We start from the raw sequence: 25,019 nt of genomic DNA, 5'->3' as shown, positions 1-25,019 counted from the left end.
TCTCTTTTAATAGCTCGCCTGAACGGCATTCAGGGCACGCTGGTCCACGGTTGGTCGGGCACGAACCTGCGCATCGCGGACAAAAGCGTCGAAAATATTCTGTGCCAACGCCTGGTCCAACTGCGCAGCAAGGGCCTCTCGGGCTTGCCGCAGTTCGTCTGTTTCATCTGGGGGCAGCAGCTCTTCCAGACGGACGATCAGGGCAGTGCCCTCACCGGAAACAACGCGCAGTTCGCCGGGCTCCATTTCAAACACCTGAACCATGAAATCGGCAGGAACATCTTCAAGGAATGCTGTACGCGTCAGGGCGTTCTCGACCCGGAATGGCAAGCCCGTTGCGGTGAAATCGCCATCGCCCTCAAGCTGCTCAAGGACAGTTGCGGCCTGTTCCTCCAGCGCCTTGTTCGTCTCGGCCTGAGTCCATGCGGCGATCACGCGGTCGCGCGCGCTGTCCAGCGGTTCGGGGCGGCGAGGTAACACTTCGTTCAGGCGCATCGCAAAGATCGAGCCGTCTTCCAGGAACGCGACCTCGGGGAAATCGCCCTCGTTCACGGCTTGTGCAGCAGTGCGGAACCCATCATAGGCCGCAACCCCGTCCTCGCTTTGCGTGGTCCAGTCGATCTGACCCAATTCCATCTCGGTTTCACCGACCAGCTCTTCAAGCGTGGCACCACCTGCCAGCAGGTCGTTGATGTCTTCGGCTTGCGCCTCAATCTGGCGACGCGCGCGATCTGCGGCCAGCTCTTCGCGCAGGGCTGGGGCAGCGTCTTCGAATGAGGTGTTGTTTTCAGCCAGCGATCCATTGATTCGGAACAGAGCCGGCCCCAGAGAGGACGGAAGCGGGCCGACCACTGCGTCCAGATCGGCAGCAAAGACGCCGTCAGCTGCGTCCCCCAGATCGTTGCGGGTGACGTCGCCTAAATCAACATCGCTCAGTTCAAGCTCGCGCTCACGCACCAATTGCTCGAAGGTTGTTCCGCCAACCTCAAGCTGCGCTTTGGCCGCTTCGGCGGCGGCTTCATCCGCAAAGGGCAGGCGTTCGACAAGACGGCGTTCGGGCTGCAGATATTCGTCAGCACGCTGGTCATACAGACGGCGGACCGAGTCTTCGTCGACGTCTACACTGTCCAGCAACATCTCCGGAGAAAGGATCGCATATGTCAGCTTCTTGGTGCGGGGCAGGGTGAACAGATCCCCGTTTTCATCGTAATATGATTGAATTTGAGCGTCTGTCGGTGCTGCAATCGGCGCTGCCAGTGCGTCCGGACCCAGCGTTGCCACTGTAAAGCTGCGCCGCGCGCCGACAAAGTTCATCATCGCATCCGTCAGGGTTTCGGGCATTTCGATACCCCCCATGACCGCGCCCTGAACGATGGTTCGAGCCGACTCTTTGCGCAGGTCGGATTCGAATTCGGCATCGGACATTCCGACCTGATCCAGTTGGAATTCATAGGCGTCGCGGTCAAAATTCCCGTCGATCCCCTGAAAGGCCGGGATTGCGACAATTTCCTGTTGCAGGTTTGCGTCCCCGATCGAGATGCCTAGCAGCCCAACTTCATTGTCCAGCGACGCCAGCGCCGTCAGACGCGACAGTGCCAACTGATCCAACCCGAATTCATGTGCCTGCGCGATCTGCAGCGGCTGACCGGTCTGTTGTTCCACGGCGCGGATTTCGCGTTGCAGCTCGCGGACATATTCATCGACCGAGACGCTTTCATTCCCAACCTGTGCGACTGTGCGCACTGTGCCGGACAAGCTGGTTGCGCCAAACCCTGCGAGCCCCAACATCAAAAGGCCCATGAGGATCCAGACAAAGGTCTTCGATAGCTTTTTTACGCCTGCGGCCATGGTGCCCTCTTGTTTTGTGGCAAAGGTCTGCCCTGTCGGTTGCGGCCCTGAATACGATGCGCGCCGCCGAGGGGCAAGCTCAGAAGGTCAACGCTTCGAGCCGGTCGAACAATTGCGCCAGTCCGGCGCGGTCCAGGTTGGCAAAAGCCACTCGGACTTGCTGCTTTCCAGCCGGGTCTGTGTCGGGCATGAACATCGTTCCCGGCAGCAACAGAATGCCTGCCTCGGAAACCAGTTTTTGCGCCAATACGTCCGAAGGCATGTCGAACGGGTGTTCGAGATAGGCAAAATACGCGCCCAGCCCCAGCAGGCGCCAGCCTTTTGAGGTCAGGCGCGGCAGCATCTCTTGGATGGCGACACGGCGGTCAAGGATCTCATCCCGCTCGCCCGCAACCCACTGGGACAGGTTTTGCATCCCCCAGAGCGCCGCAAACTGTCCCATCTGGCCAGGGCAGATGGCGACTGTATCCAGAAACTTTTCGATTTCAGCCAAAAGGTCGGGGCTTGTGGCGATGGCACCGACGCGGTGGCCGGTCAGCCGATAGGCTTTGGAAAAGGAATACAGGTGAACCAGCGTTTGATCCCAGTCGGCCTGGCTGAACAGGCGATGCGGCGGACCGCTGCGGCTGTCGAAGTCGCGGTATGTTTCGTCGACCAGCAGCCGGATGCCGGTTTCGCGGGCGAGATCGTAAAAGGCTTGGACCAGATCGGATGGGTATTCCACACCGCCGGGGTTGTTCGGAGTAACCAATGATATTGCGCGGGTTCGATCCGTGATTAGCGTCCGGGCGGCGTCGGGGTCAGGCAGAAGGTCGTCATTGGTTTGCAGGTCGATCGCCGTCACCCCGGCCATATCAAGCCACATTTTATGATTGAAATACCATGGGGTTGGCAGGACAACCTCATCCCCTTCATCAGTCAACGCCGAGATCGCTGCGGCGAAAGCCTGATTGCACCCCGAGGTGATCGCGACCTGGTGTGGCTGTACTTCGGCGTCATAGTGCTGGCTGATTTGTGTAGCCAGCGCCTCGCGCAGGTCAGGATTACCCAGAACGGGGCCATATAAATGCGCTGCATCTGTATTGACCGCGAAATCCGCCATTGCCTGACGCAAGGCCAGTGGCGGCGGGTCAACAGGGGCCGCTTGGCTGACATTGATCAGGGAGCGGTTTTCGGGGAAGTCCACGCCTTCAAGCCAGCGACGCGCCTCCATCACCGGAGGAGGAAAAGTGGCGCTGGTGCGGGTTCGTGTCATGGCGTGGCTGCTGTTTGCGAGGCATTGCCTCGCATTCCCAAGTGTTTTCGGCGGAAAAGGCTACGGATCAGTCCGTGCCTCGATATGGCTCGACATATTGTAGGGCCATATCCCAAGGGAAGAAGATCCAGGTATCCTGGCTAACCTCGGTGATGAATGTATCCACCATCGGGCGGCCCTTGGGCTTAGCGTAAACGGTGGCAAAATGTGCGTTGGGGTACATTGCACGCACCAATTCCAGCGTTTTTCCACTGTCGACCAGATCGTCAACGATCAGCACACCGGTACCATCGCCCATCAACTGAGCATCGGGGGCTTTCAAAACCTCCGCCTCGCCTTGTTCCTGGTGGTGGTAGGAGCGAACACTGATTGTATCGACGGTGCGTATATCAAGCTCGCGGCTGACGATCATAGCAGGCGCCATGCCGCCGCGGGTGATTGCGACCACAGCGCGCCACGCGCCGTCATCGGGGCCTTGCCCGTCCAGACGCCAGGCTAAAGCACGGGAATCACGGTGAATCTGATCCCAACTGATATGAAAGCCTTTTTCGTGGGGTAGGCGGTCTTTGGCGCTCATCAGTGTTAACCCTTCTCAACGTCTGGTGCATCGACGGCCTTCATACCGACAATATGATAGCCCGAATCCACGTGCAGGTTTTCACCGGTCACGCCACTGCTGAGGTCGGACAACAGGTACAAGGCCGAATTGCCAACATCGTCGATGGAGACATTGCGACGCAGGGGCGAGTTATACTCGTTCCACTTCATGATGTAGCGGAAATCGCCGATGCCGCTGGCGGCCAGCGTCTTGATCGGGCCGGCCGAGATTGCGTTGACGCGGATACCGTCTTTGCCCAGATCTTCGGCAAGGTACTTGACCGACGCTTCCAGTGCCGCCTTGGCCACACCCATAACATTATAATGCGGCATGACCTGCTCGGCCCCGTAATACGTCAGTGTGATCGCGCTGCCGCCGTCGGTCATCATCTTCTCGGCGCGTTGCATCACCGCTGTGAAAGAATAGACCGAAACGTCCATGGTGAGTTTGAAGTTGGCACGGGACGTATCCACATACCGACCGCGCAGCTCATTCTTGTCCGAGAATCCGATGGCGTGAACTACAAAGTCCAATTTGCCCCATTTCTCTTCAAGCGCCGCAAACAACGCGTCAATCGACTCTTCGTCACTGACGTCGCAAGGCAGCACAATCTCACTACCCAGTTGAGCGGCCAGAGGGTCAACTCGTTTCTTCAGCGCGTCGCCCTGATATGAGAATGCAAGATCGGCCCCCGCGTCGGACAAAGCGCGGGCAATCCCCCATGCGATTGATTTGTCATTGGCCAGTCCCATGATGAGGCCGCGCTTGCCGGCCATCAACTGATTTGACATGTTCGGTTCTCCGCCTGTCCTTCGCATTATGTCTGGATGGTTTATGCCATTGGATGGCCTGCATCAAGGCCGTGTGCTCTTGCTCGTGGCGGGTTCTGGCCGTAGTGTGGTTAACAAGAGTTTCCAGGGGATGGAAATGAGTGAAAGAGACGGCATTTTTGCTGGCACCGATCCGTTTGAAATCGCGACTCGGTGGCTGGAGGACGCCAAGGGCAGTGAACCAAATGATCCTAATGCGATTGCCTTGGCGACCGTAGACTCTGAAGGGTTGCCCAATGTGCGGATGGTCCTTCTCAAAGAGATCGAGCGGGATGCGTTTGTGTTTTATACAAACTATGAAAGTGCAAAGGCAGCAGAGCTGGACAGCGCTGGCAAGGCAGCTTTCGTGATGCATTGGAAATCTTTGCGGCGTCAAATCCGAGTTCGTGGTACAATTACGCGTGAAACCGGGCCGCAGGCTGACGAGTACTATGCGTCCCGCTCACTCAAAAGTCGTCTTGGGGCCTGGGCTTCGAAACAGTCACGCCCCCTGAGCAGCCGATCGGCCTTGATGGCCGAAGTTGCAAAAGTTACGGCAAAACTGGGTCCGAACCCTCCGCGTCCGCCGTTTTGGGGCGGATATAGGCTGGAACCAAACGAAATAGAATTCTGGGCCGACGGTGCGTTTCGGCTGCATGACAGGTTCCAATGGCGGCGCGATCAAGCGGGCTCTGGGTGGCAAGTGCAAAGGTTGAATCCATGACTTTCGCGTATCGTGAAATGCAACACTCAGAGATCAAAGGGTTTTTTCGGCTTGAATTTGTGTGCCAATCCCATACACATCGGACCCTTAACAAATTGAAAAAACTCGCGATGGAAACACCGTGCCAGAAGATCTGAACAACATGTACCGCGTTCGCGGGCACGTAAAATGGTTCGACCCCGCCAAAGGTTACGGGTTCGTTGTGTCTGACGAAGGCGGTCCTGATATTCTGTTGCATGTGAACGTGTTGCGCAATTTCGGTCAAAGTTCGGTGGCTGATGGCGCCGGGATCGAGATCATGACGCATCGCACGGATCGGGGTGTCCAGGCAGTTGAAGTGATTAGCGTTGATCCGCCTGCGCGAGCCGACTCGATGTTGTTGGCGGACTTCGCTGAACTTGACCCGGTTGAGATCGCCCAAGCCCCACTTGAGGCGGCACGGGTAAAATGGTTCGACAAAGGCAAGGGATTCGGGTTTGCCAACGTCTTTGGTCGCGGTGAGGATGTGTTTCTGCATATCGAGGTATTGCGTCGGTCAGGTTTGGCCGACCTTCAACCCGGAGAAGCGCTTGCGATGCGTGTCATTGATGGAAAACGCGGACGTATGGCGGCTCAGGTCATGGCCTGGGAAGTGGCGCTGGACGACTGAATCACCATGAAAGGGCGGCTGGCGGTTCTGACGACTATTGCAGTTCTTTGGACGAGTTCAGCGTTTGCCGCATGCAGCCCCGACCGGGTTACACTAAAAAATGACAAATCCCAGGTCAGTTTCGATATCGAGCTGGCTGTAAGCCCTCAGGAAAGAGCGCAGGGTCTTATGTTCCGCGAGTCTTTGCCCCAACGGGCAGGGATGATGTTTATTTTCGATCCGCCTCAGCCCGTCGCGTTCTGGATGAAAAACACGCTGATTCCATTGGATATGATTTTTTTGGATCGCAGTGGGTCGGTCGTACATGTCCACAGCAACGCCATTCCTGGCGACCTGACTCCGATTGAGGGGGGAGATTCGGTTTATGCGGTCCTGGAAATCAATGCAGGGCTGGCCGAACGTTACCTGATCTCGCCCGGAACTCAGATGCGGCACGAAGTTTTTTCACAAGGTCCTGCAATTTGGCCCTGTTAGGGCTTTTCAAATCAGAACAGCGCGTTTAGGAAGGCGCACGGTCCGGGGCGTGGCGCAGTCTGGTAGCGCACCTGTTTTGGGTACAGGGGGTCGTAGGTTCGAATCCTGCCGCCCCGACCACTTCAAACTCCAGAGTTTTCGCTATTTCTTTTTGTTTACAGGCTCTTTGGGAATTTCCTCCAAGGTAAATTTGCTAGGTCCATATACGGTGACATACGCAGAGGACCGAGGGAACAACTCAAAAAAGTGAGCTAAAAGTGAGCTAGTTTGGCGAAAGTCAGATGATTCTATGTAGCCTTACTTTTTCTAGTTTCTTGATTGCTATTTCAGTTCGGGATGCGGATACAGGGAAACAGTGCTGAATTTAGGATTTGTGTAGGCAAGAATAGGCGTCGAGGCGGCTTGTCAAATTGATTTGCATTCCTAGCCAAACGAGTGCGATGAGAGCATTCTTTTGGGAGCTAGATACTAGAAACTATCGATAGCGTCACCGAAGGCTCTGCGGGTGTGTTGGTTTTGAACAGTACTGGCGGTCAAGTTTTGGAGACAAAACAAGAAGAATACCCGCAAAACCCAGGGAGAAACATGCACCAAAGCCGTCAGTTGGCAGGAGGAATTTCGATCTCAGTTGCCGACGGGGTGGACAGGTTTGTCCTGTTTCGAAACGCGAATGCTCTTATACGCCTTTGTAAAGGCGAGACGGTTCATGCTGCCGTCGACGAGAGGATTTCTTTGGACACATCAACATCTGAGCCAGCACCTGGCTCGGAAACACCTTCAGAACAGGGTGAGCTACCACAGGGCTCTGGATTGGCAGCCGCACTGGCTACTTGTTCGAGCATCGAGAGCACCGAGGCGCGACTCCTGTGTTTTGAAGCTGTTTCTGGCTTGGCATCATCAGAGCAGGCAAATGGCTCAAAAACATCTGCCGCGAACCAACATCAGGAAGCGAAAGGATCGTTCACAGCAGGGGACAAAAAGAGATTTCTTCAACTTGCTGGCGCGGTGCTTGGCAATAACCCATTTTACTATTTCGAAAACATCGAAAATTGCGTGTACAAAAGGGAGAAAAGGTGGACTCATCTCGGCAAGAACTTCGAGACATCTTTTGTTATTCCACTGGCGCAAGTTGATGCTCAAAAATCCCACCCTGGAGAGATGGCGGTAGGCAGCACTCCCGTTCAAGTATATAGAATCCATGCGAAACGTGGGCGCTTCTTTGATGTAAAAGACCGTGTTTTAAATCGCATCAGCCCTGAAAGATACGTGTCTAGATTTGTCGCTAGAAATGAAGTGCTTGAATTTGAAGGCCTCCTGAAACAAGCGGTCGCAAGTTGCCAGCAATCATGAACGCTCTGGCGACAGTCTTCGACTAGTCTGACATCTGGCTTGACCTCCGCTCGCTGCCTCGGCTTACGTGACTGCCCGACCAACTGTTGCTGACGCGGTGGTTGGCGCCAAAGTGGTAATAAAGTACTTACGCATGATCGCCTCCGTCAGTATGGACCCTAGTCCATTATTTGAGTGGCAATGCGCGTGTCCACGAGTTCTTCCTCTATAAGCGCATAGATTTCCTTGGGTGGCGTGTTCAGTGAGTACAGCATAAGTGACGGGTCAACCCCCAAGTCGATGAGGTGCTGCATCGTCTCTCCTTGCCCCTTTTGGATGCTTTCTACAGCGAAGACGACGGGAATTAGGCGAGGCTGTTCGTAGTAGTGCTGATGCATTCCCACAATGCCTCGGAGAGAGACGATACGTTCCTCACCGCCTGCAAGGACGTAAGGACATGACGATACGCACATCGAGCCAGCTAGAACGGCTGTGGAAAGCTCAGCACCTCTAACCTGCTTACCAATGGACAGTGCCTCGGAAACCACTCCTCCCGGGCTGTGGAGAGCCACAAGGTCGGGCTTCTCCTGCATGTCGGACAGGTACGAAGCGAAGCGGGCCGAGTCGTCCACCTCTATCTGGCCGCTAAGAAGAAGTATCCTCCCCAGTCCTTCGACTTCCTGAACTGAGAAGTCCAATCGGTTTGGAAAAGCCTCTGGCACGGGTACGTCCAGAGGTCCATCCTGCGGCAAAAGCGACGGATCGCGACGATCAGTGCGATACTCTCGACGTTGATCGCCCGGGGATATCGGACCAGTCGGGAGTTCAACACGCTCGTTGAATGGGCTAGGCACCACACCAAGAACGTCCGACGCTATCAGAATGCCTGCAATAGCAAGTTGTAGGATAAGAACGAAACGCAGCCCAGAACGAGGATCGAGACGACTCAAAAGGCTCATCACGTTTCATCTTTTTGTGGAGTGGCGCGGTTGAGGATAGCTGCGTCTGCCACACCCATTGTCGCCTCTACGTCCTTCATGGCGTTCATCGCGGCTCTCAGATCAGCCAGTGTCAGCGTGTCTTCGATGCTCATACCATCCTTTCCGCTGCGTATAGCCGCCTGTGTGATTGCCAGCACGAACACCAAAACAGCGGGCAGCAAGTCGATGGCTATGGCTCCGGCCCAAGAAGGGACGAAGTTGTGGGCGTATTTGATTACCGCATCAGCACTAGAAATCGGGTTGTATGCCGTCTCGACGGGCGGCTCCATGTCTAGGACCTCATCAGCAGCGTTCTTGAGTGTCTTGCTGCGTTGATCCAGCGCGTTCAAAACGGAATTGATAGTGGACGATTGCGCGTCTCGTACGTCGGAACTGCGCCCATCAAGCTCTGGCAGTACGACCGAGGATGGCAGGTCTTCAGCAGCACGAGCAACAAGTGGTGCTACGCTGTACTGGTTGAGGCGCGAGATCACACCCGCCAGCTTCACGCTTTCCTCGGAGAATTGAACAGAGCGGCGGTCTACTGGACCTGGAGCAACAGTGAGCTCTCGCATCTTTGCGAGGATTTCGTTGCCTTGCTGGAAGGCTTCCTCGATAGGTTCCTGCTGTGCCGCAATCTGCTCTTCAAGGTTTCTTAACTCTTCAGCCTTTTGGGTCAGAACACGAAACACGGCACCTCGTCCGGCAGTGCCTGAGAGGTCTCCGGACTGCTCGAGTTCAGCAAGTTCTTCAAAACTCTGGCGGGCGCGTTCCACCTCGCGACCCAAAGCTTGACCGCTAAGGGCTATGTCGTGGGCTTGCTCGAGAGCGGCTTGGTAGTCACGGACAGTGTTTTCCAAGTGTTGTTCGACTGCCGCTGAGCCTGCGAGAGCGGCGGCGTTAAGCCAGCTGGACATGGCTATAATGGCGACAGAGCCAACAATTGTTGAGATCGTCAGACCAATGAAACCACTGGCCGTGCGCATCGAAGGCAACAGACGGAGCATATAGCTCCAAAAGACGAAGATACCGACAGAGACGGCGATTGAGTACGCGACCGCGGCGAAGAACGAGACCGCGCCGTTATCTTCAAGCAGTGACGACACGCCGAGATATGTGTAAATACCAGATGCGATGGCTAGGACACCCAAGGCTGCGGGAGTAAAAGTATCTAACCAAGCAAGATGACCTTCTAGTTCCTTTGCTGTCCGAAGTCCCTTTGCTTCCTCAACCGTCAAGCGATCCTTGTTCTCCGTCATAATGCATCTTGCTCCACACTCATCACGCGATAGATCGCTACTTAATCATTCATTAAGATTTTTCACCCTGGGTTGCACATCACGACGTCACGAAACGATTGCTTGCGCGAAACTGCCATTCTTCTGTGAGTTTCCGTCAACTTGCACTTCCAGTCCTAGTAGACGTGAATATTAGGAACCAACTGATATTCAGGTTGCTACTCTGGGAATATCAATAGGTTGAGATCGGTTGCCTCGCTATCCGATGTGTGAAAACGCCCAGCGGGGTAAATCCGTCACATCTCTTTGATCGAATATGAGGTGTCCCTAGGAAGTCAACCCGAACGTGTGCTTGGGTCTGTCCTGATTCAGTACGACATTTTTGATTGACCTAACTTTTGGAGGCCTGTCTCGTGGAAATCTTGATAGTTTTGGGTTTGGTTTTGGCTGGCGCGGTTTATTTGGCAGTTCGCAGTAACAGGCCAGGCGATACGACTACTCCGTCGAGTCAGTCAGGTTTGCATGAGAAACCTAGATTGACCCCGAACCAACGGCAGCGCACATCGCAGCCACCGCGTTTCGACCCGGATCATACGCAACCAAAACCTGACGTCACGATACTAGCGGGTTCAGCGTACGTTGTAGATGGCGATACATTGGTCATTAAGAAAACACAGGTTCGTCTGTTTGGTGTCGATGCTCCCGAGATAAACCATCCCTATGGAAAGAAGGCGAAATGGGCGCTCGTTTCGCTTTGCAAGGGTCAAAAAATTAGGGCCGAAGTGACCGAGCAAGACACCCACGGACGGACTGTTGCAAAGTGCTATCTTGAGGATGGCCGTGATCTATCCGCTGAAATGGTCAAACTTGGTTTAGCGATAGACTGGCCAAAATTCTCCGGTGGACAGTACCGGTCTATGGAAATGCCCGACGCTCGAAAAAAGCTGTGGCTGGCAAACGCGCGGCAAAACGGACATATGGGGCTGTGGAAGCAATACGACGCGAAGCAGGCCGCTCGGAAAGTGAACAACTGATGATTTCAGAAATCACCGCCAATCCGGACTATCGTACATAATTTGAGCCGATAAAGCTGTGCCTCGGCCCGGTGCAGAACATCATAAGGTTTTGCATTCGGGCAGATACGCTACCAGAACGAACGAGAGGAAGTCAGTGGCGTCAATGGAAAATCAGCTGGCGCTCTGTGATCCCGTGAAACATCAATCAACTGACCTAGTTTAGAAATAACTGGCCAGAGGTTGAGAAATGTTCAACGAAGATGTCCTTGCAAAGTGCCCAGAATGCGGCTCTACCGATAGTACAATTTCGAATGAAGATATCACTTGCAGTGCGTGCGGGTTTAGCGAGTTGCTTGTGCTTGATGATCAGGCACGTGAAGGAATGCAAAACGACATAGCAAACGCAATGAATATGGCAAAAGCGCGAGACGTTTTGCAGCGATGGAGTTTCGCGGGGTAGTCGAATTCAGCCACTAGCCGGTGCGGTATTTTATGAACTCAACCGCATCCAAGCGCCTCACCTATAGGAAGCCTAAGCGTTCTAGGTTTGCAAAAACCAAATGTTGCTCTGCGGGACCAAACTCCATTTCGCTGCCGCGCGAAGCTCAAATGTCGGCATTGCGCAGAATGCTGACTTTGCAAATTTACGAGAACGGCTCAAATGAAATTGCCTTTAACCAAGCAGCAACAAGTTGGGGGTGTCGTCTGGCAAACTTACCGTTCGCAGTATCCCAACAAAATCTCTGAGCGGAACCCGAAATTGCTTTAAGGTTGCGTAAACAACGTTGGTTCCTCACTTTGAGAAAACGTAATCCATAGCAAGATTGAAAGAGAATTAAATGAAAAGCCTGTTTCCATCTCTGCCGGAGAACGCGACACTTGGAAGTGTCTATCAAGCCTTTCCAGATAAACTTTCTCCGCTTTGTGCGTACGAAAGCCTTGTGATGAGGGGCGAGAGCGACCTCTCGGTTGCTGAACGTGAACTCATTGCGGCCTATGTCTCGGGATTGAATGCTTGTGCGTATTGCCATGGGGCGCACATCGTTTTCGCCAAAGCCTACGGTATTGAAGTCGAGACAATCGAGGCACTGATGGAAGACCGCGATACGGCGCCCGTCGAGGATCACCTCAAACCGTTGCTGGCATACATTGAAAAGCTCACTGTCTCGCCATCCCGAATGACAGAAGCCGACGCTAGAGCAGTCTACGCGGCAGGCTGGTCGGAGAGTGCGCTGTTCGATGCTATCCAAGTTTGCGGTGTCTTTAATCTCGTGAACCGCTTCATAGAAGGAACAGGTGTCCAAAGCCTTGGCACCGACCCAAGAGAAGCGGACGAAGCCACTTTAAACCGATGCCGCAGTGACAGCTTCTATACCGATTTCGGACGAGAGAACGGCCTCGACATCCCTTGAATTGATGTTGTTCTAACGTTCGAAACGCCACGAAAAGCTGGTCCGATAGAGCGGCAGATGCGTCCTTCGCTCTCGGGGTTAAATCATTCGTCGGATCAAGTCGGCGCATTCATTTATTGTTGGTGGATCCATGTTCAAGCCTCAACGATCCATCCTGCTTTTCGTAGATAACTCAATTTCTGATAAGGTTTTGGGGGCATGTGGGCTTTGTAAGGGTGGAGAGTTGCTTAAATTTGACGCTGAAACAACGAAATTACTTGAAATCGCCTATCAAGGCGCAGAACTGACGCGGCGAAGACAGGCTTCATTTGATGCGCTGTGCCCGGCTCCTGGTGAAACTATTTTGGACATCGGTTGTGGCAACGGGATGTTAACAGTTGAGTTGGCCCGGGCAGTTGGCTCGGATGGCTATGTCATCGGGATCGACCCAAGCGCTGACATGACGGCAGCTGCTAGAGAACGGTGCAGCGACTACGCAAACGTGGAGTTTCGTGCTGGTGCCGCAAATAGCTTGCCCATTGAGGATGAGAGTGCTGACAAGGCCGTCTCGGTACAGGTCTTTGAGTACATCGAAGACGTAGACGGTGCGTTGGCTGACACGCTGCGGTGCGTCAAACCCGGCGGGCGCCTCGTCATCAGCGATCTACACTTTGGCAGCTTGATCTGGTTCAGCGATGAGCCCGACAGAATGCAAAAGATGCTGACATCCTGGAACCAGCACTTTGTGAGTGGTTCCGTCCCGGAAAGACTGCCCGCGCTGATAAAGGCTCGCGGCGACCGTGTGGAAGATGTCTTGTCGTTCACAATGACAGATCACCAGCTAAAGCCAGATGGCCTCGCAATCATGATGATGCACCTCATGAAGCAATACACTGTCGCAAATGACCATGTTGATCCCGCAGTTGCGCAATCGTGGTTTGATGAGCAGCTCAGCCTTGCAAGGACTGGACGCTTCTTCTTTTCGATGACCCAATTTGTTGTCGTGGTGCGCAAAAAGGGGTGATTGAGCTAAGTAAATCGGCCTAGGTTCTTTCGCGGGCTTTATGAAAGTCGCGGTTCAAGAGACCCCCATTGGTGTCACAGGCGCCCCAACAGGTGCTGCAAATCTTTTGTCCATACTTAATTGTCGTCGGTGAAGTCCCAAGGAAGTGCCAGACGTGCAGGCATTGATCAGACGTTCGAACGACCGCAGCGATAGGCGTGACTACAGAAAGTCTCGTATTGGTACTTACTCAATGGCGACAACACAGGTGCGTGGCTGTCAATTCCAGCTTGCAGCTGTATTTGGCGTGATCTAATCGCCCTGTTCGGCCGATTGTCACCAAGTGTTTTCAGAACCTTTCTGGATACAGACTCATCATGTTCTAAACGTCCAGCTCACTCGAAAACGCGTCCGGATTATTCCAGATCACCTCTTTTATATAGTCGCGTTCCGAGTGAAGATCATTGTCCGAAAGCCGCGGTTTCCGGGTTTCGGGGAAGGCTCTTTTGGTCCAACCGAACAGTCCACCAAATACGGTCCAGATGCTGGGGGACATTGTATGGGAAGCCATCTCATGGTCCTTTCCGAGTTACTTGTGCTGTCGCAACAACAGTAACTGTTCACCTGTTTTTCTGGTATCCGGCACAAAATTGTGCTGTTCTACAAAAATGAAGAACGGGTTCCGAAATTGGTCGGATATTCGTGTGTTCCTCTCTGTCTTCAGAGAAGGATCGACGCTTGCGGCCTCTGGAAAGTTAAAGGTCTCCCAACCAACGGTCGCCCGACGCATTGATGTTCTCGAAAGAGAAACAGGCTTGACGCTGTTTGAGCGCGGTACGCACGGGTTCAAACCGACCCCAGAAGCCCTTCGCCTCGTTCCCCTCGCCGAAGCAATCGAGACTTCAGTCCTTGAATTTGCCGATTGCGCGAAAGAAATGACGTCGACACAACCCATCCGTATCACCGCTTACTCAGCAAACTTCTCTGCACGCATGATTGAAATCGTAAACGAGTTTTCGGCCGACAATCAGGATGTCGCATTCGAGTTTTTGTCCAGCGTTCGGGCGCTGGACCTGATGGCGGGCGAGGCCGACGTTGCTTTGCGCCTTGCAAGAACCGATCCCGATCCTGACCTGATCTGTCGTAAGATCAGCACGGCCCGCTGGTCTTTGTTCGGCAGCAGAAATTACGCAGACAAATTTGGCTTACCGGGGTCAACGAATGATCTGGCCGGGCATCAGTTTGTTACCTTTCAGCGGGACGATGTACCAAATGTATTCCACGAATGGTTGACCAATCACGTGGAGCCGGACCAGATCGTCATGTCTTTCACTGAACTGGAGCTAATGCATGCGGCGATCAGGTCAGGGCAAGGTCTTGGGATCAGCAATGTCAAGCTGGTTGAAACAGACATGTCTTTTATCCGATGTTTCGACGAAATCCCTGAACTTGCGGTGCCGCACCTAATGCTCATTTCGCCGGAAGCCTATCGTCGGCCAGAGGTTAGAGCCTTCGTCAAGTTCTTCGCACCTCGCTATGCGGCAATCTACAAGTAGTTATTTAGGCAAAAAGGATTGAGAACACGCGAACAAACTAGTTTGCATGTACGCCACGACCGCAGCAATAGAAGCCTTACGTGGCGAGCCCAAGGATACTCTTGAAGATGACAATGGGAGATCAAATTGATCGCCGCGCCCCAGTCGCTGCAAACCGCCTTAACTCCGACATGCCATCACGTGGTGCATGACCAGGTTAAGAACTTCAACATCGTTCTGGTTAAATGTCTGGTATCGGAATTTGACCGTTCCCCGGTCTGGCTTCGAACGTGACGGTGTAATTGCCTCAACCGTGACGCGCACGCTGATCGTGTCACCGGAATACACCGGAGCCAGCCACCGTACCTCGTCCATACCATGTCCACCCAGATTGGTGCCGGTAAGTACACCAGTGTCGCGGAACAACCTGAAAGTAAGCGCTATTGTTTGAAATCCACTGGCGATGAGACCGCCGAACATCGACTCTGCGGCAGCCACTTTGTTAACGTGGAAGGGCTGCGGGTCATGAACCAGTGCGAAGTCAATAATCGCTCCCTCAGTCAGCGTAACGCCTCCGGTTTCGAAGGTTTCGCCAACCGACAAATCGTCGATGTATTTTCCGCTAGCCATGGCAAAAGTATAGTTTGATGCAGACTCAACCGTCAACGCGGAGCCAGGCTCGGCCGCCACTAATGCCGCATTATCTTTCGGCCATGGCAAAGATCGTAATGGAGAACTAAGTCAGTGGTCGTTGACCTATGCCGCGGCGACAAATAGGTGCGCTTCTTGCGGTACGTGCAATACGCCTTCTTTGTCATATCTAGACAAAGCGTCTGCAACCTCTTCCACGACCTTGTTGGTGACGTCAGCACCTGCATCCCTAAGATCGGTTTCGATTGGCAGCGCCATGATTTGCGCGCGAAGATCAATAAATCTTCGCTCAAGTACCAATGGCTCGTGACGAGCTATCTTGAAGCCTGCATCGACCAACAAGTTCGAAATGAGGTCCCCATCTCGAAACGAAAAAGGCGCTCTGGCTTTGACTGCGGCATCTGTTCCAACATGCCGTTTGAGAGCTTCTGCAAGCGCTCCATTGAAGGGCGACACTGCGCGCCAACATGTCAAAAATAGCTGACCGTCATTGCGCAAGATCCTATGAACTTCCTGCAAAGCGGCGGATTTGTCGGGGAAGAACTGAAGCCCCTGTTGTATGAAGGCATAGTCAAACGTAGCATTTCCGAAAGGTAACTCGGTTACATCTGCTGCATACCACTCGAGCACATGACGACAATCCGGCTGATTGGACTGCGCGACCTCAATCATGGTTTCGTTCAGATCTACGCCAACAACCCGGCCTTCGCCCGTCAGTTTCCTTGCAATCTCTCGCGTCAAAGCCCCGGTGCCGCATGCGATGTCGATAACACAAGTGCCGCTTCGAAGCTGAACCTTCTGCATTGTTGCTTCAGCCAATGGGCCGAACATCGCAGGCACACTATGGTTGTTGTACTTCTGCGCAGCCTCTTTGGTCAGCCGGAAATTGTCCGTCATCAAAAATATCCTCCTAGCAACGCGTCAATAATTGGACCGCCCAAAGTGACCCAAAATCGTAGTCTCACGAGGTTTCAACCGGAAGGCTCTCATCGGCGCTCCACTCAGCCCATGAACCATCGTACAGGCGGGACTTTTCGAACCCCATTTGGCGCAACGCAAGGAGCCCACAAGAAGCAGCTATGCCACGGCCGCAATAGGCGATGACCTCATCGTCAGTTTGAATTCCCTTGTCCTGATAGTGCTTGAGGAGCTTGGAATGATCGGCCAACTTGAATGAACCACGTTCCTTTAGTTTAGCTGCACGTTCGGCAATGGGTATGTGTGCCAAATCCGGATCGATGTTCGATATCGCCGGTATGTTGACGGCACTGGGAATATGTCCCGAGCGACCTCCCCATGTGTGAACTCCGTCGCCTCGGAAGAGGTTGTTTGGTAGAAAGTCCACAATTCTGACTCCGGGCTTACCCATCGCATCCAAGACATCAGCTTTGCGGGCAATCCAATTGCTCTGCACTGTTGGTTCAAAGTCACCATGCTCAACGGTTAGATCACCGGTTTCAGTGGGTCGACCTTCGAGTTTCCATTGCTGCAAGCCGCCGTCCAAGACCTGCACGTTTTTATGGCCATAGTGCGAAAGCGCCCACCAAAGACGCGCAGACGCCAATGGAAGCCCGGAGTCATCGTAAACCACGACATGACTGTCGTTGGAAACACCCAACTCGCGCATCCTTTCCCCGAAGTCCTCTGGGCCGAGCATCATGTCGGGAGTGTTCTGAGTGCTGTCTGCAAGCTCCGTCGACATGCCAACATACACGGCGCCAGGAATGTGCTCGGCCTGGAACTCGCTCCTATCGTCATAGGCTACGCCCTTGCCGTTTTCCTCCCTAAACTTCCAGCGAACATCAATGATGCGTAGTTTCGGGTTAGTCAGGTTATCTGCCAACCAAGCCGTATCAATGAGCGGGCGAGTTTGGGTTGTCATACCTACTTTCTCCTCTAACCGGACGCGGGTCGAGCCGTATGGAATAATCCCCAAAATTGCTTTCGGAGTCCAATTTTGGAAAATCGGGATTTGATAAAGCAAATATGATTTAAACGGCATGTTGATGATTTCATGAGACTTCTGAAAGAAACGGATGCTGAAATCATGGCGCCTCGTAACGTCGATTTCCTTTGACTCGTTTATGGGTAGGCATGCTCATATAGCTCACTGACGGACAGGTTTGGTACAGAAAGTGGAAGGTTTGGATGCTTGAAGATCGGTACGGAAGCCCGCTAACGACCACATCACAAACTGCGCGAGACGCCTACGTTGAAGGCATCGACCGATTTCTGGGTGCTTTTGATGATGTTGAAGAAGCTTACCGTTCTGCAATGCAAGCAGATGATAGCTTTGCCATGCCCCATGTCGGGCTTGCGCGCTACCTTGTTACCGTCGGGCGTGGACAAGATGCAAAGCGTCAAATAGCCGTCGCAAAGGAACTGTCGCATGGTGTCAGCCCGCGCGAAGCCGCCCAAATCGACATTATCAGCGATCTCATTGAGGGGCGTGCACCGCAGGCCTACAGGCGCATCCGGGATCACGTCACAGACCATCCGCGAGATATTTTGCTTGCTCAGACATGTACCAGCGTATTTGGCTTAATAGGGTTTTCAGGTCAGGCTGGACGCGAGGCGGAGCAGCTTGCGTACACAACCATGTTGAAGCCGCACTATGGCGACGACTGGTGGTTTCTCTGCCAGCATGCATTTGCCCAGATGGAGGCCGGACAGATCGGCCCGGCCGCGGAAAACATCGAGCGCGCGCTTGAGTTGAAGCCAGACAGCGCACACAGTGCACATGTCAGGGCCCATCTCTACTATGAGAACGGGGAGACGGACGCTGGCTACGCTTATCTGCGCGAATTCTGGCAAGACTATCCCTTCACAGCGTATCTGCACTGCCATCTCAGCTGGCACGTCGCTCTGTGGGCGCTTGAGAGCGGCGATGTGGCAAGTATGTGGAAGCTGTTCGATGATTATGTTTCCCCCGACCGACCTCCTGCGCCACCACTGAACGTTTTGACTGATAGTGTGGCAATTGTTCACCGCGCCTTTTTGGCTGGCGAGCAAATTCCTCAGGAGCGTTGGCAACAACTCAGCGACTATGCTGTTCAGTTCTTTCCTTCACCAGGCTTGGCTTTTGCGGATGTTCACGCTGCTCTTGCGCATGCGATGGCTGGAAACAGAGAGCGTCTGGAAGCAACCATTGACGGCGCAAAGGGACCCGCAGGCCCCACCGTTGCTTCGATCGCAGGCGCATTCCGTGCGTTGGCGGATGGAAATGCGGATGAAGCGATTGAGAAATTCGTAAGTGTCATGTCTGAGCACGAACGCCTTGGTGGTAGCCGGGCGCAACGCGACATTATTGAGTTTTCATTGGCGCATGCGTTGGCAATATCGGGACAATCGAATGAAGCTCGACGTATCCTCAACATGCATCGACCGCATACCTCTCACGACCATGCAGTTGCCACGCTAGAAGGGTAGGGTGCCCGTATTTTTGACGCCCGCAATGAGCCCAAATTACATGTTTTCAACGCCAGTTAGAACAGAAGCTGTCGCACGACGTTACCAGGCCCCAAAAGTGTTGGTTGGCGGAAAAGACCAACCTGACTGCCGACATCAGCTTTCTCAAAAGGCCTTCTTAGGTGTGTGCGAGCGGTGTTTGTGGTCTTGTCGGTGGGCTACTGTGGAGGGATTGGTCGGCGCGTCGCTCACGCGGCCGACAAGTTGATCAGTCGCCACGAAGAGTGCTTCGATCAAATGGGGCTCATATAAGTCGGGTCTATGCCTTGGGTCGGCTTTGATGTCGCCAGTATCGAGAAACAGCCCATTGTGGTAACCTCCTACCTTTAATTAGGGGGTTATTGTGATGGAATACTATGATCTCGGTAGCTACAGCCGAAAGATCACAGCCTCGTCGGAGGAAGCCCAGCTTTGGTTTGATCGTGGTTTGGCTTGGACTTACGCGTACAACCACGAAGAAGCGATTGTATGCTTTCAGAATGCCGTGGCTGCGGATCCAAATTGCGCAATGGCGCACTGGGGCATCGCGTATTGCATTGGGCCGAACTACAACAAGCCCTGGGAAACATTCGAAGAAGACGAGAAGCCTGACTGTATCGCCTTGGCAAAAGCGTCAATCGAGGCTGCTGCGTCGTTAAAGGACAAACTGACGCCTGTTGAACGCGCGCTCATCGAAGCCATTCCGGCTCGTTATCCATCCTCATCGGATATTGAGGATTTCAGCCCATGGAATGATGCATTCGCTGATGCGATGCGAAAGGTGCAGGCTGAATTCGATCAGGATCTGGACGTTTGCGCCCTCCTGGCCGAGTCGCTCATGAACCGGACACCTTGGCAGCTTTGGGATTTGCCGACTGGGAAACCAGCGGATGGAGCCGATACACTTGAAGCCATAGCAGTCCTCGAAACTGCATTTGATACACTTCCCGGAGCATGGGAACACGCAGGGCTCCTGCACATGTACATTCACCTGATGGAAATGTCGCCCCACCCCGAACGGGCACTGCGTCACGGCGATGTGCTCAGCACGCTGGTGCCCGAGGCCGGGCATTTGTTGCACATGCCGACCCATATCGACGTGTTGTGCGGAGACTACATGAACGTGGTACTGCGCAATCACAAAGCCATATTGGCAGATCGAAAGTTCATGGAACGCGAAGGCCCTGACAACTTCTATTCCGTTTACAGGTGTCACAACTACCACTTCAAAATCTACGGAGCGATGTTTTTAGGGCAGCCAACGGCGGCACTGGAAGCTGCTGATGAGCTTGTCGAAACTTTACCTTCAGAGACACTTCGGCCAATGGCTGATTGGTTCGAGGCGTTCATTCCTATGAAACAACATGTGTTGATCAGATTTGGACGCTGGCAGGCTATCCTTGATCAGGATTTACCTGAAGATGCGGAGCTCTACAGCGTCACTATCGCCATGATGCGGTATGTAAGGACGGTTGCCTTGGCCAACCTACACAGGGTCGCTGAAGCCGAGAGTGAAAAAGCCAAGTTCTATGATGCTCTGGCCAGAGTTCCTGAGACCCGAATGCTGTTCAACAACACATGCCGGGACATTCTGAAGGTCGCTGAGCAAATGATGCTGGGTGAGTTGGCCTATCACGCAGGAGAGCACGAAACGGCCTTTGACCACCTGCGAAAGTCAGTCGAGATCGACGACAACTTGCCGTACGACGAGCCCTGGGGCTGGATGCAACCCACCCGTCATGCGCTGGGTGCTCTTCTTCTTGAGCAGGGCCAGATGGAGGAAGCTGAAGCTGTTTACCGTGCAGACCTTGGCCTGGATGCAACGCTTAGCCGGGCCTGTCAGCATCCGGGCAACGTCTGGAGCCTGCATGGCTTGCACGAATGTCTCGCCCGGCGCGGTGAAACGGTCGAAGCCGCCCACATTAAGCTACAACTGGACAAGGCCACTGCTCGCGCCGAGGTGCCGATCAAGGCATCGTGTTATTGCAGGCAGAAGGCTTTGGCCGCCGAGTAATCACTGATCAACAGCAATGGCTGGGGCATTTGCGAGGCCCGCTTCTGCCGTTGATCGGGACTTGTTTAACTTCGTTGATGGCAACCGTCTGGGCGACCACAAGACTGCCAAACATCGCTTGGATGCCGTTTTGCGGTAAATCAGCCGCATGGTAGCATCGCGTAGGATTTGCATTTGGGGGGGAACATGGTCTTAACATTCGCACAAATGGAAGCTCAGGGAATATCCAAAGCGAATCCGATTTCAGCAACTGACGCGCTGGCAGTACTGATCGAAGACCCCAACGCACTTGTGGTGGACGTGAGGGATAGCGCTGAAATGGCGGCCACAGGTATCAGCCCCAGAGCAATTCCGGCTCCTGGTCGCGCCGTCGCTTGGATGGCAGACCTTGAAAGTGAATACAGATCTCAAGAGTTACAGGATCGTGAAAGACGAATTTTCACCACCTGTGGTGGAGCTCCGAGCTATCGAAGCGCGGCAGCGGCAAATGTATTGACTGCGATGGGTTTTCAAAACGTGCAGTTCATCGATGGAGGGATGGCGGCTCTGATCGCAGCGGGCTCCTCTACAAAGCAGCCTTAAAAAAGGCGAAACCAACGGTGTTGAGCAAACACGCAGGGGTCAATAGATACGTCTCAGCTTGCAGAGTTGTGTCTAGATACGACTTGCGCCTGAGATTTAAGCCAGTTGACGAACACCTTAGCCTCGGGACGCTGAAATTCTGCTTGAGTCTGGATGTAGTAGACGCCGAAGAGAGGCTCAGAGAACAATTCAATCATCCGACCAGATGACAGATCCTCCTCGAAAAAAGCTCTGGCAGAATACGTGATACCGTCACCCCGGCGAACCGCAGTCATGATCAGGTTCCCAGGCATGTGATTTATGGTCAATGGCTCGAGAGGTACGATCCCATGATAAGTGAACCAGTCGGCCGCCTCGTTGGTGCCCAGTTCCTGCAACCAAGGCAGCTTTGTCAGAGAGGCCGGGTCACGCAGATCTTGGCCTTCCACAAGTGAAGGTGCTCCGATCACGACCATGTCGGTGACAAGGACGGTATCCTCTTCTTTTCTTGGCATGCGTCTGTCGTGATACCGAATGGCGACATCGATGCCGCCTGGTCTTATCTGAACCAGTTCCGAAGTTGGGTTCAGCATCAAAGTGATCTCTGGATGCTCACGTTGAAACTCTGCCATTCTCGGCAACAGCCACTCCACCGCGAATGCGGGTGACATGGTCACTTGAACGGGACGCTGCGCTGTGTGTTCTGCCAGTCGTTCGACACCCCTTCCAATGATTTCAAAGCCGATACCCAGTTCACGCGCAAGAATGATGCCTGGCTCTGTCAATTCAATGCTGCGCCCACGTTTAGCAACAAGAGCTACACCCAAGTGCCTTTCCAACGATTTTACCTGCTGGCTGACAGCCGCTTGGGTCACGTTCAAGCGTTCAGCCGCTACAGTGTAACTCCCAGCCTTCGCAACCGCTGAGAAGGCGCGCAAAGCGTTCATCGGGGGAAGGTGCAACCAATCCATACTGTAGTTCTTCTAAAGCTTTGTTAGACTATTTGAGTCGCATGATATCGGCATTTTTGACATTATTCACAGTGAAATCTGTTCTTAAATAATAATGTATTATAGCAGATGCCTCATTATCGATGTAAACCTAGCCACACGTCATGAGAGCTTGATACGATGAAAAAACTTCAAGGTGGATGTTACTGTGGTGCTGTTCGATACCAGTTAGCTACCCCACCAGCTTGGTCGGGTCATTGCCATTGCCGTTCATGCCAAATGGCCCTTGGCGGTGCCTTTGTAACTTGGGCTAAAGTAGCAGCGGAAGACTTCGTAGTTATCAAAGGCGAAATCCAACACATTGAGAAAACTCCGGGTATTCGCCGCGGGTTTTGTCGGGACTGTGGAACGACGTTGACCTATGCCGCCCTAAATGAAGTTGAGGGCCAAGACTGGAGCGCTGATGCGTGGTTTTCTGCTGTGACATTGGACGACCCATCGATTGCGCAACCCAAGGCCCACGTCTTCGTTTCACATCAGCAGCCATGGATAAAACTCGACGACGGGCTGCCGACGTTTCCTGAGTTCTAACCAACTTTCCGAGCGAACGGAGGAGAAAGCGATGAACGCTGCATATTCATATGCCTGCAAGGATTGCGAGGGCATGGAGGCCTGCCCAGGGAAAGTGATCGCAGCGACCAAAGATGAAGTATGGAAACTCATGGAGCTCCACGCGGTGGTCGCTCATGGAGAGGACCCCAGCTCGTGGGATGCCGACACTCGGGCATATCTGGAAACACTAACAAAGCCCGCGTGATCAAATAAATTAAGCTTCAAGTTCCTACGGATAATCGGCCAAAATTATCAACTTGGTTGTTTAACCGCGAAGGGCAGCTTTCGACTGCTACTGGGAAATTGCTGGGCCCATTTGTGAGTATCCGGGTTTGGACTGCGGCCTACCGCCAAGGCGCCTAGAAGCGCACGGCCATCACGAACCCAAATCGGAAACGTGTGAGATTGGTTTGCATCACAAACCATCCTGCTACAGCGAAACCCTGCTCCTATTCAGGCAAACCGGCTAGTCGCAATGACGCACAGTCTTTCTCCAGCCTTTTTCTGTCAGAGAAAAGTTGAGTATTCGCCCAGTCCGATATGGAAAACTGAGGGCGGTATTTCATCACATTCCGTGCTTCATCGCGAGCGGCCTCAAGGTTCTCCGTCTCTACATGGACGATTACGAGGTCGAGGTGACCAAAGCCTTCAACCCTTTGACCATATTCGGTGAATGCTTTCTTGGCTTCCTCGTATTGACCGTCGAGTCGAAGGGCTAAACCCAGAACGCCTGCATACCAACCTGGATAGTGAGGGTTCAGGGTAATGGCTTGTTGTGCGACTTGGATCGCTTCATTTGCCTGGCCATTGAAAGCTAGGGTGATTGACAGTCTGGCAGCCACGTCAGCGTGGTTTGGATTCAGCGCTAGTGCCTCGTTGAACTTCTCGATAGCCGAAACCAGCTTGCCATCGATTGCATCCGCAAAACCCGCAATAGCGTGAGCCTCTGGGTTGTAGCTGTCTATTTCCAGAGCCCGCTGAGCGCAGTCACGAGCCTCCGCTAGCGCGGCACGCCGGTCAGCAACAAATCCATGTCGTGCTTCGACAGTGCAAATGAATCCCAAAGTACAATACGGAGCCGAGTAACCCGGGTCGAGTGCAATTGCCTGTTGTGCAAATCGGCGTGCGTCGGCCTGAGCTTCCCTGGTAATTCTGCGCGAAGCCTCAACGGCCTTTAGTTGAGCAGTCCACGCGCCTAGGTTATTTGTGCCGGATCCTCTGAAACGAGCCATTTCTCCCGCCAACAGTTCGACTTGAAGCTCGGTTGCAATCCTAAGTGCGATTTCATCCTGAACTTCGAATACATCTTCAATGAGGCGATCATAGCGGTCTGCCCAAATATGCATGCCGGACTTTGCATCGATTAGCTGTGCTGTGATCCTCACCCGGTTACCGCTTTGACGGACACTTCCCTCAAGTACAAGATCGACACCCTGCTCCAGACCGACCTGTTTCACGTCAACGGAGCGACCTTTGTAGACGAATGTAGAGTTACGCGCGACGACCAGTAAATTCGGGAGTTTTGATAAAGTGGTGATGATCTCTTCGGTAATTCCATCTGCAAAAAACTCCTGATCGGGGTCAGAAGAAAGATTATCGAAAGGTAAGACGCCGATTAGCAGAGACTTTGTATGGCTAGCCGGAGTTACTCGCGGTGGGGCAGAACCTGGCGGCGACCATTGGAAAACTTCTATTGGTGACGGCGCGTTCTTAAACTGTCGCTCTCCAGCGCGATAAAATTGCTCAGCGAGGCGCTCGTCAAGGCTGCGATGGACGACATCTGAAATTAACACAGCCCCTTCGTTGGAAGCCTCTTGTAGACGTGCAGATAGATTGATGCCATCTGTCTGACGTCAGCGCCAATGGGACAGTTTAGGTCGATTTGATAAGAGAGGGTTTCTGGCTCATCGTAACCGCCAAGGAGTGGAGATGAGA

At 53.5% G+C, this 25,019-nt stretch carries 23 protein-coding genes and 1 tRNA gene; 13 read left to right on the top strand and 11 right to left on the bottom strand.

Annotation, left to right across the window (positions count from 1 at the left end; translation table 11 throughout):
- Nucleotides 1–6: 6 nt before the first annotated feature.
- The 4 genes from ACR0DX_RS00120 to fabI form a co-directional block, all read right to left on the bottom strand.
- Entirely contained in the window at nucleotides 7–1,848 is a 1,842-nt protein-coding gene (locus tag ACR0DX_RS00120) for a peptidyl-prolyl cis-trans isomerase (protein WP_170354287.1), read from the bottom strand.
- Between the two features lie 79 nt (nucleotides 1,849–1,927).
- Nucleotides 1,928–3,103, bottom strand: coding sequence for an aminotransferase (locus ACR0DX_RS00115; RefSeq protein WP_170354286.1), 1,176 nt, complete (start codon nucleotides 3,101–3,103; stop codon nucleotides 1,928–1,930).
- A gap of 67 nt (nucleotides 3,104–3,170) precedes the next feature.
- Nucleotides 3,171–3,680, bottom strand: coding sequence for a xanthine phosphoribosyltransferase (gene gpt / locus ACR0DX_RS00110; protein ID WP_170354285.1), 510 nt, complete (start codon nucleotides 3,678–3,680; stop codon nucleotides 3,171–3,173).
- A gap of 5 nt (nucleotides 3,681–3,685) precedes the next feature.
- On the bottom strand, nucleotides 3,686–4,492 hold the full coding sequence (gene fabI, locus ACR0DX_RS00105; RefSeq protein ID WP_170354284.1) for an enoyl-ACP reductase FabI: 807 nt from the start codon (nucleotides 4,490–4,492) through the stop codon (nucleotides 3,686–3,688).
- A 136-nt stretch (nucleotides 4,493–4,628) separates the two neighbouring features.
- Here fabI and pdxH point away from each other — a divergent pair, with 136 nt between their 5' ends.
- The 5 genes from pdxH to ACR0DX_RS00080 all read left to right on the top strand — a co-directional run bounded on the left by pdxH (nucleotide 4,629) and on the right by ACR0DX_RS00080 (nucleotide 7,707).
- Nucleotides 4,629–5,234 (top strand): pyridoxamine 5'-phosphate oxidase, encoded by a 606-nt coding sequence (pdxH, locus tag ACR0DX_RS00100; RefSeq protein ID WP_170354283.1) that lies wholly within the window; start codon nucleotides 4,629–4,631, stop codon nucleotides 5,232–5,234.
- Nucleotides 5,235–5,355: 121 nt separating this feature from the next.
- On the top strand, nucleotides 5,356–5,883 hold the full coding sequence (locus ACR0DX_RS00095) for a cold-shock protein (protein WP_480844807.1): 528 nt from the start codon (nucleotides 5,356–5,358) through the stop codon (nucleotides 5,881–5,883).
- Nucleotides 5,884–5,889: 6 nt separating this feature from the next.
- A complete protein-coding gene (locus ACR0DX_RS00090; RefSeq protein ID WP_170354281.1) occupies nucleotides 5,890–6,357 on the top strand; it encodes a DUF192 domain-containing protein in 468 nt (155 codons plus the stop codon).
- 43 nt (nucleotides 6,358–6,400) lie between these two features.
- A tRNA-Pro gene (locus ACR0DX_RS00085) sits at nucleotides 6,401–6,477 on the top strand.
- 396 nt (nucleotides 6,478–6,873) lie between these two features.
- Entirely contained in the window at nucleotides 6,874–7,707 is an 834-nt protein-coding gene (locus ACR0DX_RS00080) for a hypothetical protein (RefSeq protein WP_480844805.1), read from the top strand.
- Between the two features lie 158 nt (nucleotides 7,708–7,865).
- Here ACR0DX_RS00080 and ACR0DX_RS00075 read toward each other — a convergent pair whose 3' ends face one another.
- Nucleotides 7,866–8,384, bottom strand: coding sequence for a COG3904 family protein (locus tag ACR0DX_RS00075; protein ID WP_480844803.1), 519 nt, complete (start codon nucleotides 8,382–8,384; stop codon nucleotides 7,866–7,868).
- 260 nt (nucleotides 8,385–8,644) lie between these two features.
- Nucleotides 8,645–9,925, bottom strand: a complete 1,281-nt coding sequence (locus ACR0DX_RS00070; RefSeq protein ID WP_480844801.1) for a hypothetical protein — start codon at nucleotides 9,923–9,925, stop codon at nucleotides 8,645–8,647.
- Between the two features lie 635 nt (nucleotides 9,926–10,560).
- Here ACR0DX_RS00070 and ACR0DX_RS00065 point away from each other — a divergent pair.
- The 4 genes from ACR0DX_RS00065 to ACR0DX_RS00050 all read left to right on the top strand — a co-directional run bounded on the left by ACR0DX_RS00065 (nucleotide 10,561) and on the right by ACR0DX_RS00050 (nucleotide 14,870).
- Nucleotides 10,561–10,938, top strand: a complete 378-nt coding sequence (locus tag ACR0DX_RS00065) for a thermonuclease family protein (RefSeq protein ID WP_480844799.1) — start codon at nucleotides 10,561–10,563, stop codon at nucleotides 10,936–10,938.
- 821 nt (nucleotides 10,939–11,759) lie between these two features.
- Entirely contained in the window at nucleotides 11,760–12,332 is a 573-nt protein-coding gene (locus ACR0DX_RS00060) for a carboxymuconolactone decarboxylase family protein (protein ID WP_480844797.1), read from the top strand.
- Between the two features lie 130 nt (nucleotides 12,333–12,462).
- Nucleotides 12,463–13,335 (top strand): methyltransferase domain-containing protein, encoded by an 873-nt coding sequence (locus tag ACR0DX_RS00055; RefSeq protein WP_237215964.1) that lies wholly within the window; start codon nucleotides 12,463–12,465, stop codon nucleotides 13,333–13,335.
- A gap of 521 nt (nucleotides 13,336–13,856) precedes the next feature.
- Nucleotides 13,857–14,870, top strand: a complete 1,014-nt coding sequence (locus ACR0DX_RS00050) for a LysR family transcriptional regulator (protein WP_480844794.1) — start codon at nucleotides 13,857–13,859, stop codon at nucleotides 14,868–14,870.
- Nucleotides 14,871–15,029: 159 nt separating this feature from the next.
- On the opposite strand, the gene ACR0DX_RS00045 is transcribed toward ACR0DX_RS00050, so the two are convergent.
- The 3 genes from ACR0DX_RS00045 to ACR0DX_RS00035 form a co-directional block, all read right to left on the bottom strand.
- Complete coding sequence (locus ACR0DX_RS00045) at nucleotides 15,030–15,479, bottom strand: MaoC family dehydratase (protein ID WP_170644971.1); 450 nt, start codon at nucleotides 15,477–15,479, stop codon at nucleotides 15,030–15,032.
- Nucleotides 15,480–15,605: 126 nt separating this feature from the next.
- Nucleotides 15,606–16,397, bottom strand: a complete 792-nt coding sequence (locus tag ACR0DX_RS00040) for a class I SAM-dependent methyltransferase (protein ID WP_480844792.1) — start codon at nucleotides 16,395–16,397, stop codon at nucleotides 15,606–15,608.
- Nucleotides 16,398–16,461: 64 nt separating this feature from the next.
- On the bottom strand, nucleotides 16,462–17,502 hold the full coding sequence (locus ACR0DX_RS00035) for a sulfurtransferase (RefSeq protein WP_480844790.1): 1,041 nt from the start codon (nucleotides 17,500–17,502) through the stop codon (nucleotides 16,462–16,464).
- A 146-nt stretch (nucleotides 17,503–17,648) separates the two neighbouring features.
- Between ACR0DX_RS00035 and ACR0DX_RS00030 the strand changes: the two genes are divergently transcribed.
- The 3 genes from ACR0DX_RS00030 (at nucleotide 17,649) to ACR0DX_RS00020 (ending at nucleotide 21,543) form a co-directional block, all read left to right on the top strand.
- Nucleotides 17,649–18,929, top strand: coding sequence for a tetratricopeptide repeat protein (locus tag ACR0DX_RS00030; RefSeq protein ID WP_480844788.1), 1,281 nt, complete (start codon nucleotides 17,649–17,651; stop codon nucleotides 18,927–18,929).
- A gap of 385 nt (nucleotides 18,930–19,314) precedes the next feature.
- Nucleotides 19,315–20,961 (top strand): hypothetical protein, encoded by a 1,647-nt coding sequence (locus ACR0DX_RS00025; RefSeq protein WP_480844785.1) that lies wholly within the window; start codon nucleotides 19,315–19,317, stop codon nucleotides 20,959–20,961.
- A gap of 186 nt (nucleotides 20,962–21,147) precedes the next feature.
- Nucleotides 21,148–21,543: a rhodanese-like domain-containing protein gene (locus ACR0DX_RS00020; RefSeq protein ID WP_480844783.1), complete on the top strand. Its 396-nt coding sequence runs from the start codon at nucleotides 21,148–21,150 to the stop codon at nucleotides 21,541–21,543.
- Between the two features lie 53 nt (nucleotides 21,544–21,596).
- Here the strand turns inward: ACR0DX_RS00020 and ACR0DX_RS00015 are convergent, their stop codons facing one another.
- A complete protein-coding gene (locus ACR0DX_RS00015) occupies nucleotides 21,597–22,469 on the bottom strand; it encodes a LysR family transcriptional regulator (RefSeq protein WP_480844781.1) in 873 nt (290 codons plus the stop codon).
- 183 nt (nucleotides 22,470–22,652) lie between these two features.
- Here ACR0DX_RS00015 and ACR0DX_RS00010 point away from each other — a divergent pair, with 183 nt between their 5' ends.
- Nucleotides 22,653–23,063 carry a GFA family protein gene (locus ACR0DX_RS00010; RefSeq protein ID WP_480844779.1) on the top strand — a complete coding sequence of 137 codons (411 nt, stop codon included), beginning with the start codon at nucleotides 22,653–22,655 and terminating at the stop codon, nucleotides 23,061–23,063.
- A gap of 470 nt (nucleotides 23,064–23,533) precedes the next feature.
- Here the strand turns inward: ACR0DX_RS00010 and ACR0DX_RS00005 are convergent, their stop codons facing one another.
- On the bottom strand, nucleotides 23,534–24,877 hold the full coding sequence (locus ACR0DX_RS00005) for a tetratricopeptide repeat protein (RefSeq protein ID WP_480844777.1): 1,344 nt from the start codon (nucleotides 24,875–24,877) through the stop codon (nucleotides 23,534–23,536).
- Nucleotides 24,878–25,019: the final 142 nt, after the last annotated feature.

The sequence above is a fragment of the Ruegeria sp. D3 genome (genome assembly GCF_056534465.1).
The sequence above is the reverse complement of the archived record's forward strand: the minus strand, read 5'-3'. Positions and strand labels throughout refer to the sequence as shown.

What these genes read in the sequence shown, in the direction of transcription:
- ACR0DX_RS00070 (WP_480844801.1), bottom strand. Translation starts at nt 9,925, where the DNA reads ATGACGGAGAACAAGGATCGCTTGACGGTTGAGGAAGCAAAGGGACTT.
- fabI (WP_170354284.1), bottom strand. Translation starts at nt 4,492, where the DNA reads ATGTCAAATCAGTTGATGGCCGGCAAGCGCGGCCTCATCATGGGACTG.
- pdxH (WP_170354283.1), top strand. Translation starts at nt 4,629, where the DNA reads ATGAGTGAAAGAGACGGCATTTTTGCTGGCACCGATCCGTTTGAAATC.
- ACR0DX_RS00020 (WP_480844783.1), top strand. Translation starts at nt 21,148, where the DNA reads ATGGTCTTAACATTCGCACAAATGGAAGCTCAGGGAATATCCAAAGCG.
- ACR0DX_RS00050 (WP_480844794.1), top strand. Translation starts at nt 13,857, where the DNA reads ATGCTGGGGGACATTGTATGGGAAGCCATCTCATGGTCCTTTCCGAGT.
- ACR0DX_RS00060 (WP_480844797.1), top strand. Translation starts at nt 11,760, where the DNA reads ATGAAAAGCCTGTTTCCATCTCTGCCGGAGAACGCGACACTTGGAAGT.
- ACR0DX_RS00045 (WP_170644971.1), bottom strand. Translation starts at nt 15,479, where the DNA reads ATGGCTAGCGGAAAATACATCGACGATTTGTCGGTTGGCGAAACCTTC.
- ACR0DX_RS00090 (WP_170354281.1), top strand. Translation starts at nt 5,890, where the DNA reads ATGAAAGGGCGGCTGGCGGTTCTGACGACTATTGCAGTTCTTTGGACG.
- ACR0DX_RS00025 (WP_480844785.1), top strand. Translation starts at nt 19,315, where the DNA reads ATGGAATACTATGATCTCGGTAGCTACAGCCGAAAGATCACAGCCTCG.
- ACR0DX_RS00115 (WP_170354286.1), bottom strand. Translation starts at nt 3,103, where the DNA reads ATGACACGAACCCGCACCAGCGCCACTTTTCCTCCTCCGGTGATGGAG.
- ACR0DX_RS00015 (WP_480844781.1), bottom strand. Translation starts at nt 22,469, where the DNA reads ATGAACGCTTTGCGCGCCTTCTCAGCGGTTGCGAAGGCTGGGAGTTAC.
- ACR0DX_RS00035 (WP_480844790.1), bottom strand. Translation starts at nt 17,502, where the DNA reads ATGCCGTTTAAATCATATTTGCTTTATCAAATCCCGATTTTCCAAAAT.
- ACR0DX_RS00055 (WP_237215964.1), top strand. Translation starts at nt 12,463, where the DNA reads ATGTTCAAGCCTCAACGATCCATCCTGCTTTTCGTAGATAACTCAATT.
- ACR0DX_RS00030 (WP_480844788.1), top strand. Translation starts at nt 17,649, where the DNA reads ATGCTTGAAGATCGGTACGGAAGCCCGCTAACGACCACATCACAAACT.
- ACR0DX_RS00120 (WP_170354287.1), bottom strand. Translation starts at nt 1,848, where the DNA reads ATGGCCGCAGGCGTAAAAAAGCTATCGAAGACCTTTGTCTGGATCCTC.
- ACR0DX_RS00010 (WP_480844779.1), top strand. Translation starts at nt 22,653, where the DNA reads ATGAAAAAACTTCAAGGTGGATGTTACTGTGGTGCTGTTCGATACCAG.
- ACR0DX_RS00040 (WP_480844792.1), bottom strand. Translation starts at nt 16,397, where the DNA reads ATGACGGACAATTTCCGGCTGACCAAAGAGGCTGCGCAGAAGTACAAC.
- gpt (WP_170354285.1), bottom strand. Translation starts at nt 3,680, where the DNA reads ATGAGCGCCAAAGACCGCCTACCCCACGAAAAAGGCTTTCATATCAGT.